Raw genomic sequence first — 13,628 nt, 5'->3', positions numbered from 1 at the left:
AGGCTATGCTTGATGTGCAGCAGGTGCCGCGATGCTTGCCCTGTAGCATAGTTCCGATAATATGGCGGTTACCTGCTCGATACGCAGCTCAAAACTTGATTTGAGCGCACGTTCGTTTCGCGTATGGTCGCCATCCCCATAGGGGCCAAAGCCATCTAATGTTGGCGTTCCTGTAGCTGAAGCTGTATTAGCATCAGAGACGCCGCCACGATGCTCGATCGGTTGAGCTTCTCCTAAAATGTCGTTAATTTCCTCCAGTAGCGCTTGTTGCGCTTGGGTCGGTGCCATCACACCGCGTTGTAAGCCGCCTTGTATATCCACTTCTACGCCAGTGATCTCTATGGCCATACAAATATTTTCAATGCCTTCTAGCAGTCTTTGTTGTTCGGCATGATTGGTAAAACGTGCTTCAACTTGCATCGTCGCTTTGCCCGATATGGTATTGGCACCTATACCGCCCTGTACTTTGCCTACGTTAACTGTACTGCCGGCTTTAAGGTCAGTAAGTGAGCTCATCTCTAATAACATATTGGCCATGGCAAAGTTGGCGTCAATACCGTCTCTATAGTGATTACCAGCATGGGCCGGTTTACCTGTCACGGTGATATGGTAGGTCGCGATGCCTTTTCGTGCGACAACAAGTTCATGCTCTTTCCCTGCAGCTTCAAAGACGAAACACGCATCATATTGCTTGGCAATTTTTGTGGTCAATGACTGGCTATCATCGCTGCCAATTTCTTCATCGCTCACCAGTAGCCAATCGATATTTGCGAGTTGACCATATTGCTGCTTGAGTTGTCTAAGCGCATTTAAGGCAACCCAATTTCCACCTTTCATGTCACAGACACCCGGGCCATAGACGTAATATTCGTCTTCTGAAAACTCGGTAAAGGTGTCTTTGGGGAAAACCGTATCGAGGTGGCCTAGTAATAATATGCGTTTACCTGAGTTCCGAGGTGAGCGAAACAGCAAGTGATCGCCAATGTGCTCTCGTTGGTAGCGAGTGAGTGAAAAGCCCAGAGGCTCTATCAGCGCAATCATTTGCTCACCGTGTTTATCCACACCAAGTTTATTTTTACTGTGCGAGTTACAGCGAATTAAGTCCGCTAATTCTGCATAGTCCAGATTCATCCTAATCTTCTCCCTGTGAAGGTTTGGCTCATCGTGGCGTTTTTCGGTTGCAGTTCGGTGAAGCTTTTATGAACAGTTTTCAGTTCAGTAAAAGGATCAAAAATTTGTCATACAGATGGTCTTAACTAGTAAGACAAGGCTCTGTTTATGCACCTATTTTTAAACCAAGGAGATACTTTATGACAGCCGTATCGCGGGCGCCGCATGTCGGGATTTGGATGTACGAAAATGGCGGGGGAAAAGAAATTGAACAACAGTTGGTTCACGCATTAGCCGAGCGTGGGATCTTAGCTAGTACAGGTCTAAATCTGCGTGATGCCAGAGCGCGAGATGGTGGGATTGAGTGTAACGGTGTGGCAATGGAGCAATTAGATGCTTTTTTAAGTTACAACGCAGGGCAGCAAACACAATATCAGCTTTATTTATACGAAACGCTCAATGAAACAATTCCAACGTTGAATAACTATCGAGCTTTTGCACTGGCTGAAGATAAGTTTCGCACCTCCCACTTGCTCAATAGTCATGGGATATATACGCCTGATTACCGTTTATGCCACAAAAATGATATGGACGGCTTACGTGCTGCGCTACACGATTTTGGCGGCAAGCTTGTATATAAACCCACTGATGGATGGGGCGGCGTCGGTATTGTAAAAATTGAAGGTGAGCAGGCATTGGATATGATCATGCCATTTTTGAGTCGTACAGATTTACGCTATTTCTATGTGGAGCGCTTCATTAATTACGACAATACAGATTATCGCGTCGATATTGTTGATGGTCAGTTTGTAGGTTGTTATGGCAGAAAAGCCCCTAAAGATGATTGGAAAACCAATGTCACCAGTGGTGGCAGTGTATTTGTGCGTGAAGCGAATGATGAGGTGGTGGAACTGGCATTAAAAGCAACCAAAGCGTTGGGGCTTGAGATCGCGGGGGTTGATCTCATTTATGATCGAGAAAAAGAACAGTACGTAGTGTTAGAGGTCAATACAATTCCTGCTTTTGCAACCCCAGAGCAAGAGCAGCTAGGACTGACATTTAATCAAGCTAAAATCCAAGCTATGGTGGGTTTGATTGAAAAAACAGTGCTTAATAAAACTTCATTTCAATCTGCCAAGGTGGCCTAATCTCATGCAAAACAAAACACAATTACCCAAAATTGGCTTGCTCTATTTGGACTATGTACTGCGCTTTTTTGATAAGTCTAATTTTAAAGGCTGGCCCGATAAAATTGAAACTGTGGTTTATCACTGGGGTAACGATAAGGCACGCTTTATCGCCGAAGTGAAGCGTAAAAAAATTGAGGTATTGATCGGTAATATTCCGGCAACGGCCTATGAAACATTTAGAGAGATTGCGCGTGCTTTACCTGAGGTTAGGTTTTTACCTTCACTGGATAGCCAGTTTTCGAATAAATCTAAAGAAAACGTCACCCACTTTTGTCGTAAATATAAGCTGCCTGCGCCACATACAGAAATATTCTACATTCCCGAAAGAGCACAGCAATATTTGGCAAAAGCACAGTATCCGAAAATTATTAAGCGCTCTTATGGTCCGTCGAATTATGGTGGATATTTTGTTCATAAAGTAGATAGTGCTGAGGAGGCACAGGCTCTGCTGAGTGAGAAAAAGTATTACCCACTCTACATTCAAGACTTTGTGCCTATGGAGGCGGATATTCGCGTAATGTTGATTGGTCATAAACCGGTATGTGCGTTTTGGCGCAGGCCCCCCGAAGGTGAATGGTTAACCAATACCAGCCAAGGCGGGAGTATGGACTATCAAGCTGTGCCCAAATCAGTATTGAAGCTGGCAACTGCCGCATCTAAAGCGGCCAATGCGGAATATTGGGCATGTGATATAGCATTGGGTAAAGATGGCAAATTGCGCATTTTAGAATGTGCAACGGCCTTCGCAGCATTTCCTTACATCCGAGATTGGATCGGTCAATACTTGATGTGGCTACTCTCTAGTGGTTATTTCAGAAAGCCAAATATTCCTTTATATAACTGGGAAGAGCTTGGCAAAATAGACTCTCGACTATTGCGTACCATGCGTCATATCGGTTTTTCTCAGTACACGCCAAGCCAAGATTGTGCAGAAGTATTCCAGCAATTTGATGAACAAGCGTTTCCTATTTTAGATACAAATTTCAAGATTGGAGAAGAGTGGCCAAGTGAAATTTGGAATCTGCAAGATAACTTTGTGCTTGGCGCTCAAACTGTTGCCGCCAAAGCCATGCAGCCAATTCCTGCCAGTGATGAGTTAGCCGAAGATCTCAATAACTATGATGCGCCCCAGTTTGATGAAGCCCAAGTGAGGGCACTGTTGAGTCAGGTGCGAGGTGTGGGTGAAAAGATGGTTGATGACATTATGACGACTTTTGGTGCACATGGTGTCGTTGAAGCGCTCAATACTGACCCTCAAAAGCTGTGTGTGGTGAAAAACCTCAAAGATAAAAAATTAGAGAAGATAGTCGAGCATTGGCAAAACCATGCAGGCCAAATCTAATTGAACCAAAGAGATCCTTCTAGTGACGGGGGCTTTGCCGCCGTCTTTTTCCGCCCTAAGAGTAAATCTGTGCTATGAAAATTCAATATGCTTCCTATCAAGACACCATCGACGCCTTGCAAAATGCAATGAGTGAACACCCACATTTAATTCGCCTTCAAAGCATTGGCAAAACATGGGAGGGACGACCGATCATGTTGGTGACAGTGTCTTTAGATGTGACCTATGCGGATGATAAGCCTGCTTTGTTGTATACAGGCTCTATTCATGCCAGAGAGTGGATAGGAAATGAATTGGCACTTAAATTTATTCATTATATTACTGAAAATTATCGCTTTAATCCAAAGCTGCAAACAGCGCTGACCCGTAATACCTTGTATATGGTGCCTTGCTTAAATCCAGATGGCTTTGAGTATTCACGAAATCACTTTTCATTTTGGCGAAAAAACCGTCGCAATAATGGCGATGGTACTTATGGTGTGGACTTGAATCGTAATTTTGATGCCAAATTTATGCGTAATCAAAATACTGGCTCAAACACCTACGGCGGGCCACACGCTTTTTCAGAGCCTGAAACTTGTGCGATCCGGGATTTTGTTGAACAACATGACAATATTCGCATCGCACTAGATTATCACTCACAGGGGAATGTGTTTTTCCCTGCGCATAAATTTAACCATGAAGTAGAGATCGAAGGGGCTGATCTCAATATTTTGTGCGCCAACATGAATCATGAGATCAAAAAAGTCACTGGCAGGCAATATGGGATCCATCGCGGTAAACCGCCAGCTCAGCTAATTCATGGCAGTGGTCGTGAATATTATTACCGCAAGGGGATCATTGCCACTGTGGTTGAGGTGGGGACAAGGAATATTCCGGATTATATGAAGAATATGTCAGAAAGCGTTGCGGAAAATATTCCCGCGATTGTACATGCTTTGAATGAAGCGATAAATTACTCGCCCCTTGCTCCTCAACGTGTAGCCGATTTTACGATTAAGGGCGTCGATCACGAGGGCGTGGAGCTTGAGTGGCAATACGACAATAGAGATGATATTTACTTTGAGCTATATCGCAGTGAAAGTAACAAAAGTCCTTGTGGTGAAGAAAGTCTAATCGCCATTACCAAGTCTTTATCGTTTAGAGACTCACAGCTGCGCAGTGGACAGAGCTATTTTTATAATATTCGCGCTGTAGATAAAGTCACTAAAATTAAATCACCATTTAGCCCTGAGCTCAGGCTAAAAACGCATTTAGCGCGACATCAAAGTGCGCGGACACTATTCCCCGCGAAAGAGTATGTAGGGTATTTGAGCGAGAATTATTTGTCTAAAAACAAAGAGCACTTTGGTTATAACTCGATGTTTATTGGGGTTGATAAGAAACGGGGGGTGAGCCTTGGCGTGGTGCAGTTTGATTTAAGCACTCTACCTGTTGGCGCTAATATTGAACGCGCTGAATTTTCGCTTTACCCAATGAACCGTGTAGCGGCTAAAATTGAGCAATATGGTGAGTGGTCAGTGTCCATTATTGACCCAAATGAGATTGTAGATATCTATGATTATCAAGCTGTCAGTGAAGCTAGGCCTCTGCACACATTAGGGCAGACCTTTGAATCAGATAAGATGACGCAAGGGATTTGGATGAAGTGGCAGCTCAATGGGGTAGAGCGCACTTTACTAAATTCGTTGATTACACAAAAGAGTTTATTGCTGCGCTTGCAAGGTCCTAAAACACTGCCCATCGGCAATGACTCTCAGGTGATGCAATTTGACATTGGTTACGGTCCTTTTGGCAGTGGCTTACATTACCGTCCCAATTTGGAATTGGTTTATCAGGTCCCTGAGCAGCAGCTAACTTTGGCACCAACTCGCTGTAATACGATTTACAAAGATGCGGTTGTCGCGGATAGGCTTGCCTCTGGTTTTGATGAGCAAGGAGAAATTGTTTATGGGCAAATGGCGTTTGCTTTAAACGCCGATTTGCCTGTCGAAAAAACAGTGTTTACTCAAGCATGTTTGACACTGCGCAGTTGTAACAGTATTGCCAGTGCCAAGGATGTTCGCTTTACGATTGAGCTTGTAGAGCTGCAAGATGTAGATTTCCAAGCGGTTAAGCAGCGTCAAAAAATAGAGTATATCGGCTATGAAGTGAGTAATGAGCAGTTGCGTGAGCGTGCTGAGCATCACTTTATATTTGATAGTTATAGTTTACAGGCTTTAGAGCGCCTGCATCAGGCACATACGCCCTTTTACTTTATCATTCGTGCAACCTCAGAATCACAAGCAACCAATGCTTTAGTTAATTGGACTGCATGTCAGGATCAACACCCTGCTCAGCTTAAAATCAACTATATCTCGCGACGCAAACAGGCCGTGTCTGCACCGCGAAATCTATCTGCTCAGACAGAAGGGGGAGTGGTGAAGTTAATGTGGGAGAATCCTGAGGATGACGATTTTGTCGGTTGTTTTGTAGTACGCAATCGATTTCATCCACCACGTTCTCCGTTTGATGGCGTTAAGTTGTATGGCGGAAAAGACGCATATACATTAGATAATTTTGGTAATGCAAAGCTCAGTAAATATTATGCGGTGTTCAGTTATGACGATGTTCCTAATTATTCAGAGCCCGTCACTCTGTATTTTTGTGCAGAGGAGTAACAGCCAAATTGATGCCGGAGTATCTTGCTCTCCGGCAGAGGCAATGTAGTTGTTTCATCACTCGAATTAAATTCAAAATTAATTATTTTATTTATCTAATCTGTACATCCACGTTTTTCTTAAAGTATTAATTTTATTATTTCTTTGATTTTTTAGGCTCTGTATTTGGCAAGAAAAATTCCCAACACCCCTGCTAATTTTGTCGCCAGTGAGCGAAGTGAAGTAAACACCAAGAGTGTGACTCTTGATACAACTGCGTTAGCTGAAACGCAGCACTCGCTTGCTGAGAGTATCACTCTTCCCTATTTTTATTGATTGTACAGGTTTTAGGGCGAATAGTGTGGGAACGGGAGGGTGGCCAAACTGTCCGTAATTGGGTGACCCATTTTATGTTCGATCAAGGCAATGGATTGCTAAGATAAGAGTGATACGCATGGAGGCTTTACTGAGTGAAGCGGTTTTTATACTTGGCGCGCATTGATGATGTCAGTTACCATTTAGGTTTTACTGTTATTGATGATAAGCGCGTATGACTGAACTATATCACTGGTTTGATTTACTGGGTGTTATGGTCTTTGCCATTTCAGGTACTTTGTTGGCACACCGTAAGCATATGGATGGATTTGGCGTGGTGGTGCTGGCAACTGTAACCGGTATTGGTGGTGGCACAATACGAGATATGATTTTAGATACTCCCGTATTTTGGCTCCATGATAGTAGCTATTTTATTGCTATTTTTAGTGCTGTAATTTTATGCATTTGGTGGCTTAATCGACAAAAAATAGTGCCAAAGCAGCGTCTACTGGTTGCTGATGCATTCGGACTGGCATTTTTTGCAGTGATGGGCATGCAAAAAGCTATGAGCTTGGCAATGCCAGATACAACGGTGATCATAATGGGTGTGTTAACTGGGTGCTTTGGTGGCGTGATCCGAGATGTGTTAGCTGATGAGATGCCAATGTTGTTAAAAGGCGAGCTGTATGCCATTACCTGCATTATCGGTGGGATTATATATACTCAGCTAACACACTTTGAAGTGCCCCTAGAAGTCACTATGGTGGTGTCGATGTTGACTATCTTGTTGTTACGTCTGGCGGCAATTAGATGGAATTTGGTGCTACATGTTTTTAAATATAATTCTTAGGTTTACCCCTGCCTCACTGTAAAAGGCAGTTGGGTAAATCGGCGTTCAATTAGGTTGCTTATCAATTAACTGTGAGACAATGGATGTCGTTAGCAAAAATTTATACACGTGCACAAGTGGGGGTGGATGCGCCCCTTGTCACGGTTGAAGTTCATCTAAGTAATGGTTTACCCGCCTTTAATATTGTTGGCTTACCAGAAGCGTCCGTTAAAGAGTCTAAGGAGCGAGTGCGCTGTGCATTAGCCCATTGTCACTTTTTATTTCCTGAGCAACGTATTACCGTTAATTTGGCCCCAGCAGATTTACCAAAGCAAGGGGGAAGATATGACTTGGCCATTGCGATTGGCATTATCGTGGCGTCTGGGCAGCTTAATCATACTCAAACAGAGGGTTATGAATTTTACGGTGAGCTTGCACTGACAGGCGAGATCCGAGAGGTGACGGCGATTATTCCCGCTTTAATTGCGGCGGCGAATGCACAGCGTTGTTGTTATATTCCTAAAGCAAATCAAATGATGGCCAGCTTGGTATCAAGCGGTGTACGCAAGTCCGTGTTGAGTTTGCGAGATGTATGGTTGGATTTAGGCGGCCAGCAAGCGTTGCCTTTTGATGAACATATGGAGTGCTCCGATGAAGATCAATTTAGCGCCCATATTGATATGAATGAAGTCAAAGGCCAAGCGGTTGCAAAGCGCGTGTTAGAAATTGCTGCAGCAGGTGGACACAATGTTTTATTTTTGGGTCCGCCAGGTACTGGAAAGTCTATGTTAGCCCAGCGCATGCCTACAATTATGCCGCCTATGCAAATTGACCAAGCGTTGGAAACTGCGTCGGTTTATTCTCTCATCGGTAAAAATATTGACCCATCTCAATGGCGTCAACGGCCCTTTCGTTCTCCACACCACACATGCTCTGCTGTCGCTTTAGTCGGCGGGTCATCTACGCCTAAACCAGGGGAGATTTCTCTGGCACACAATGGCATTTTATTCTTGGATGAATTACCTGAGTATGAACGCAAAGTTTTAGACTCTTTAAGGGAGCCTATGGAAACGGGCATGGTGAATATTTCCAGAGCTGCCCAGCAAGTGGACTTTCCCGCGCGATTCCAACTTATTGCGGCGTTAAATCCAAGTCCTACAGGGTGCCACAACGATAAGCGTTCCACACCGGAGCAAGTATTGCGCTATTTGAGCAAGGTGTCCGGTCCCTTTATCGACCGTATTGACTTGCAAATTGAGTTACCAAGGCTAAGTACTGCTGAACTGCAGTCAAAAGCAGAAGCTGAGAGTAGCGCCTGTATTCGAGGGCGGGTTGAGCAGGCGCGGTTGGTTGCGCTTAGCCGTCAAGGTAAAGACAATGCACAGCTTTCAAGTAAAGAGTTAGACAGGTATTGTGTGTTATTGGATGGGGTTGCAGACTATTTAGCAAAAGCGACTGAAAAACTGCATCTATCGCCACGTTCTTACCATAGAGTGGTTAAAGTTGCGCGTACCATAGCCGATCTGAATAGACATCAAGATATCATGCTGACGGACTTAAAAGAGGCGCTTAGCTATCGTGCATTTGAGCGCCTGCTTTCACAACTTACACGCTAAGTGGATAGCATATATCCTTTACCACGCACAGTAACGATGCGTTTTTGATCTTTTTCATCACCCAGCTTTTTGCGAAGTCTGCCTATTAATACATCCACAGTACGATCGCTTGGGCTCCAATCTGGCTGACCTATATCCTCAGAGATCTTTGCGCGAGAGGTGGCTTTACCCGCATTGGCAATGAGACAGATAAGTACTTTATGTTCTGCTTCGGTGAGCCGCGCTTCATCGCCATTTGGGTTGATCAAAGTACGGTTGTCAGGGTGCAATTTGAAGTCTGCATATTCGATGAACTCTTCGGATTCATCTTCATTACGTGCGCCAGCTAAACGTTTATAAAGTGCGCGCATACGCAATTCAAGTTCTAATAAATCGACTGGTTTGCAGACATAGTCGTCAGCACCTTGCGCTAAACCTGCGATGCGGTCTGCTTGCGAATCTCGGCTAGACAACATAATGACACCGAGATCGGTTAATGTATTAAGTTCCTTAGCTAGTTGCAGGCCGTCGGTGGCTGGCAATACTATATCAATGATAGCCATCATAAATGGCGTGCCTTTTTGGGCATGCTCCTGCACGTGCTCTAGGGTTCGAGCACCGGTATTATCAACAGTGATATGAAACTCCGTTTGTGCAAAGTGACTTTCGACTCTTTTAGTCAGTAACTCATCGTCCTCGACTAACAATACGTTTATGCTCATGGTCTCGAAACTTATTCAATAATTAATCTTTATCTTAGCACCGAGAATTCTCGGCTGAGAACCCTAAGTTATCTATTTTTATATAAAAACTCTAATGAAATACGACAGTAATTTGTATGCTATTTAGTCACTTTTTAAAAATAATGAAATAGTTCTAGCTTTTTATTACTTGCACATAAAAAAATAGCAGCACTAAAGTGCTGCTACAAGATTTTATTTACCATACATGTGTTGCCACCACTGTGGCTCATCTTTTAGGTGCTTATCAAAGTAAGCGAGCATAGTGTCCCACCATTGGAAACGACGGTCTCTGGCGAAGATTTGATGATCTGCACCTTTATATTCAATCAGCTCGACGTCTTGATTTAACATTTTTAGCGCTGTGTACATAATATGACTTTCGCCAACTGGGACGTTGACGTCAGCATCACCATGGATCAATAGTAATGGCGTTTTTACTTTGTCAGCATTGAATACAGGGCTTTGTTGGCTGTAAAGCTTGCTGTTATTCCAAGGGTAGCTGTGCTTTGATGCCTCAGCTGAGTATAGGTAGCCCCACCAACCGTGACCCCAATAAGACGTTAGGTTAGAAATACCTGCATGTGAAATCGATGCGCTGAACATGTCAGTTTTGGTCGCCAAAGTCATCGTCATAAAGCCACCATAAGAGGCACCTAGGTTACCCAAACGTTTTTTATCAACAAACTGATAAGCGTCTAAGAATGCGTTGGTGCCTTCAATGATGTCATCAGCTGCTCTGTTGCCCCAGTCATTGACATGTTTTGCTGAGAAGTCTTGACCAAAACCTGTTGCACCTGATGGTTGTAATACGTAAACAACATAGCCGTTGGTCGCCCAGAAATTAAATGGGTAACGGCCCGTAAACCCGCGAGAAACCGGAGATGTACCGCCATAGTAGTAAATAAGTGCTGGGTGCTGCTTATTTTTATCTAAGCCGTGCGGGATATAGACACGACCTTTAATTTCAGTGCCAGCTGAATTAGTGAAGTTAAACTCTTCAAGTGTTGCAATTTCAGCTTGTTTATAAGCGATTGGCTGAGAGTCCCAAAGTGTGCTTACACGATTGTTTTTCACATTTAATTGCACTAACTTTTGCGGTGTTGATGCCGTAGTACCAGCCGCAATGACGACAGGGCTGCGCTTATCAGCGACACTGTACTTGTCGACAACGTCCATTTTAGTTTTTAGCGATTTGAATTTGTTTTTACTTTCATCAAATAAATACAGTTTTTTGCGATCTTCATCTACCGCTTTTAGTACAAGGTCACCATTGTTAAGGACTTTGAATGACTCAATAGAAGGATCAAACTTTTTGCTAAGTGCTTTTATATCAGTGCCTTGGGTGTTCATCCAAAAGAGTTGAGTATCATAGTTGTTTGCCAATACGCCTTCATCAAGCGCGCGGCCTGCACCATTGCCAAATTCGGCACCCGCGGTCACGTAAATGCCATCGTTACCATAACGTGCATCGTTAAAAGTACCGTACTGACCCAGTACTTTGCTGCTATTTGTATTGAGATCAAATTCAACCAGCTCTGTCATGTAGTGTGCTGGTGCAGCATAATATTTTGGTGAGCGAGTGGCCAGAATGCGGTTATTTTTGGCGTCAAAATCTTTCAGGGAGTGGCTGAGATCATGTTCAGTCACAGCTTGAATAAGCCCCGTGCTGATATCCATTAAATACACTTGGGTAATATTCCGTGCGTATGACCAGCGGTCTTCTAACCCTTTGTAATGTTTTACAATTTTATCACCTTTAGGGGCTGTTTTTGTCCATGAAAATATTAAGGTATTGTCATTAAAGTATTTAAACCCGCTGGCTCCATCTAAATCTTCCGCGATGACGGTTTCTTTCAGGGTTTTAATATCGAGCGTTTTTAACTGCTTGTTTTGTACAAAGACCGCAACTTTAGAGTCCGCTCTCCAGCTTACTGCGTTAGCTCTCACTCCGTTTAGGCGATAAATAATGTCACCATCTTCATTGTAAAGTACGGTATCACGCAGTGCGGCATTGCCTTTGTTATCCTGATAATGCTGTTGTGTGGCAACATAGTAATTTGCATCAGGAGAGACAGAGATTGCACTGATTGTCGGTGCATCGAAAAGTTGCTTGGCAGAGAGTGCCTTTGTGCTTTTACTGGTAAAGTTAAGTTGGTCGTGTTCTGCTGTGCCAGTAAAATCAACCGCTACTTTTTTCCAGTCACTGACTTGCTCTGCGACGATAAGTAGTTGGTGGTCGCCAGTCACAGCATTGAGCTGATAAGCGCTTTTTCCATCAAGCTGTTGACCATTTAAAAATACATGAGCTTTCTCAATACCTGCTAAAGTCAGTTTACCTTGTACAAATCGTGATGTAGAAAACTCAAGTTTGAGTGCCTGTAGTCCACCCATTGTTAACGCATTGACATCAGCAAGTGGTTGCCACTTAACTTGCTCACCAAATACCTCTAATGATGGGCTATCTGCACTGAGTTTATTGATTAGCGTATTGACTATGGCTGATTGGTGGCCAGTATGATGCGGCTTAGTTTGAATATTTTGACCAATCGGACCAATAAATTGTATGTTCTGAGGATCGATTGGCGCTGCGCTGAGTTGCGTAGCTATTGCGGAAAAGAGTAAAGTGACCGCGGACTTAAATTTCATAGTATGCGCCTATTGTAGGTAAATAATATGCGGTAATATAACATATTCATAAAGAATGCTATGCGCTGTGCGATTAAATGCTGTACAGCTATGATATAAGTGAATGGTTTTCACGTGAGGAGTAGACCTTGTTTTTGTTAATTAGCTACATGTTATTAGCTATCGCGATTTCTTTTTTGTGCTCGGTAATGGAGGCGGTACTACTGAGTATTACGCCAAGTCATGTTGGGATGATGAAGCAACAAAACCCAACTTTGGCATCAAGAGTAGAGAAGTTAAAAGAAAATATTGATAAGCCTTTGGCGGCTATCTTGACGCTTAACACCGTTGCCCACACTGCAGGCGCAGCGGGTGTCGGTGCACAAGCTGCCGTTGTCTTTGGTGATGCGGCTGTAGGTATTGCATCGGCAGTGATGACCTTATTGGTATTGGTGTTATCTGAAATTATCCCAAAAACACTCGGTGCAACATACTGGCGTGCGCTAACACCAAGTGTCAGCTTTGCACTGGTATGGATGGTACGCTTGTTAAAACCTTTCGTATGGATGTCTGATCAATTGACCAAGTTAATTGGTAAGAAGGGCGACGAGTCCATTTATATTCGTCAAGAAATAGAAGCTATGGCAGAAATGGGCTCTCAAGCCGGTGCACTGCAGGCTGAAGAATCTGCAACAATTCGTAGTTTGTTGCAATTTAGGCATGCCAAATTAGAAAACCTGATGACGCCCAGAACGGTACTTTTTAAAGTACATAAAGATATGACAGTACATGACTATCTTGCTGATCATGGCTCTGTATCATTTTCTCGCGTGTTGGTATTTGATCAGAACAGCGACGACATTGTGGGCTTTGTGCATAAAAATGACATTATGCTGGCTTACCACAGGTTAGGTGAAGAGTATAAAATTAGTAAATTAATGAAGCCGCTGTATACGGTACCAGAAACCTTAGCTGCTCCTAGTTTGTTCCAAACCTTGTTAGAAAAGCGCATTCATATTGCGTTAGTTATCGATGAATATGGCGATATTCAAGGTATTGTAACGCTTGAAGATTTACTTGAATCTTTGATGGGGATGGACATTGTTGATGAGCGTGAGCAAACCAGCGATATGCAAGCTGCTGCAAAACAAAAATGGCAGCAACGTGTTGATAATCATAGCCATCTCATTGTCACTGAAAACGAACCAGATAAGCAAGATGAGCAGTAATATCTGATTCG

Annotated in this window: 10 protein-coding genes; 7 read left to right on the top strand and 3 right to left on the bottom strand. The window is 43.5% G+C overall.

Annotated elements, in window-relative coordinates; all coding sequences use genetic code 11:
- Positions 1-3 precede the first annotated feature (3 nt).
- The gene (locus tag QNM16_RS21080; RefSeq protein ID WP_284022246.1) at positions 4-1,131 is read right to left on the bottom strand and encodes a M20 family metallopeptidase; all 1,128 of its coding nucleotides are present in this window, start codon (positions 1,129-1,131) and stop codon (positions 4-6) included.
- A 179-nt stretch (positions 1,132-1,310) separates the two neighbouring features.
- Here QNM16_RS21080 and QNM16_RS21075 point away from each other — a divergent pair, with 179 nt between their 5' ends.
- The 6 genes from QNM16_RS21075 (at position 1,311) to QNM16_RS21050 (ending at position 9,041) form a co-directional block, all read left to right on the top strand.
- The gene (locus QNM16_RS21075; RefSeq protein WP_284022245.1) at positions 1,311-2,258 is read left to right on the top strand and encodes an ATP-grasp domain-containing protein; all 948 of its coding nucleotides are present in this window, start codon (positions 1,311-1,313) and stop codon (positions 2,256-2,258) included.
- A 4-nt stretch (positions 2,259-2,262) separates the two neighbouring features.
- A complete protein-coding gene (locus QNM16_RS21070; RefSeq protein WP_284022244.1) occupies positions 2,263-3,642 on the top strand; it encodes an ATP-grasp domain-containing protein in 1,380 nt (459 codons plus the stop codon).
- 74 nt (positions 3,643-3,716) lie between these two features.
- Positions 3,717-6,302 (top strand): M14 family zinc carboxypeptidase, encoded by a 2,586-nt coding sequence (locus tag QNM16_RS21065; protein WP_284022243.1) that lies wholly within the window; start codon positions 3,717-3,719, stop codon positions 6,300-6,302.
- A 165-nt stretch (positions 6,303-6,467) separates the two neighbouring features.
- Positions 6,468-6,617, top strand: a complete 150-nt coding sequence (locus tag QNM16_RS21060; protein ID WP_284022242.1) for a hypothetical protein — start codon at positions 6,468-6,470, stop codon at positions 6,615-6,617.
- A gap of 214 nt (positions 6,618-6,831) precedes the next feature.
- Positions 6,832-7,446, top strand: coding sequence for a trimeric intracellular cation channel family protein (locus QNM16_RS21055; RefSeq protein ID WP_284022241.1), 615 nt, complete (start codon positions 6,832-6,834; stop codon positions 7,444-7,446).
- 83 nt (positions 7,447-7,529) lie between these two features.
- On the top strand, positions 7,530-9,041 hold the full coding sequence (locus QNM16_RS21050; RefSeq protein WP_284022240.1) for a YifB family Mg chelatase-like AAA ATPase: 1,512 nt from the start codon (positions 7,530-7,532) through the stop codon (positions 9,039-9,041).
- On the opposite strand, the gene QNM16_RS21045 is transcribed toward QNM16_RS21050, so the two are convergent.
- Both QNM16_RS21045 and QNM16_RS21040 read right to left on the bottom strand, forming a co-directional pair.
- Positions 9,038-9,742, bottom strand: a complete 705-nt coding sequence (locus tag QNM16_RS21045; RefSeq protein WP_063361345.1) for a response regulator transcription factor — start codon at positions 9,740-9,742, stop codon at positions 9,038-9,040. The genes QNM16_RS21050 and QNM16_RS21045 overlap by 4 nt on opposite strands.
- 213 nt (positions 9,743-9,955) lie before the next feature.
- Positions 9,956-12,409, bottom strand: coding sequence for an alpha/beta hydrolase family protein (locus QNM16_RS21040; RefSeq protein WP_284022239.1), 2,454 nt, complete (start codon positions 12,407-12,409; stop codon positions 9,956-9,958).
- 128 nt (positions 12,410-12,537) lie between these two features.
- Here QNM16_RS21040 and QNM16_RS21035 point away from each other — a divergent pair, with 128 nt between their 5' ends.
- A complete protein-coding gene (locus QNM16_RS21035; protein ID WP_284022238.1) occupies positions 12,538-13,617 on the top strand; it encodes a hemolysin family protein in 1,080 nt (359 codons plus the stop codon).
- Positions 13,618-13,628: the final 11 nt, after the last annotated feature.

The sequence above is a fragment of the Pseudoalteromonas umbrosa genome, from assembly GCF_030125375.1.
Taxonomy (GTDB): domain Bacteria; phylum Pseudomonadota; class Gammaproteobacteria; order Enterobacterales; family Alteromonadaceae; genus Pseudoalteromonas; species Pseudoalteromonas umbrosa.
Note: the sequence above shows the minus strand (reverse complement) of the source record. Positions and strands in the feature narration are given on the sequence as shown.

Bases quoted from the DNA above. Each gene is read 5' to 3' on its own strand.
- QNM16_RS21075 (WP_284022245.1), top strand. From the start codon at position 1,311: ATGACAGCCGTATCGCGGGCGCCGCATGTCGGGATTTGGATGTACGAA.
- QNM16_RS21080 (WP_284022246.1), bottom strand. From the start codon at position 1,131: ATGAATCTGGACTATGCAGAATTAGCGGACTTAATTCGCTGTAACTCG.
- QNM16_RS21070 (WP_284022244.1), top strand. From the start codon at position 2,263: ATGCAAAACAAAACACAATTACCCAAAATTGGCTTGCTCTATTTGGAC.
- QNM16_RS21050 (WP_284022240.1), top strand. From the start codon at position 7,530: ATGTCGTTAGCAAAAATTTATACACGTGCACAAGTGGGGGTGGATGCG.
- QNM16_RS21055 (WP_284022241.1), top strand. From the start codon at position 6,832: ATGACTGAACTATATCACTGGTTTGATTTACTGGGTGTTATGGTCTTT.
- QNM16_RS21040 (WP_284022239.1), bottom strand. From the start codon at position 12,409: ATGAAATTTAAGTCCGCGGTCACTTTACTCTTTTCCGCAATAGCTACG.
- QNM16_RS21045 (WP_063361345.1), bottom strand. From the start codon at position 9,742: ATGAGCATAAACGTATTGTTAGTCGAGGACGATGAGTTACTGACTAAA.
- QNM16_RS21065 (WP_284022243.1), top strand. From the start codon at position 3,717: ATGAAAATTCAATATGCTTCCTATCAAGACACCATCGACGCCTTGCAA.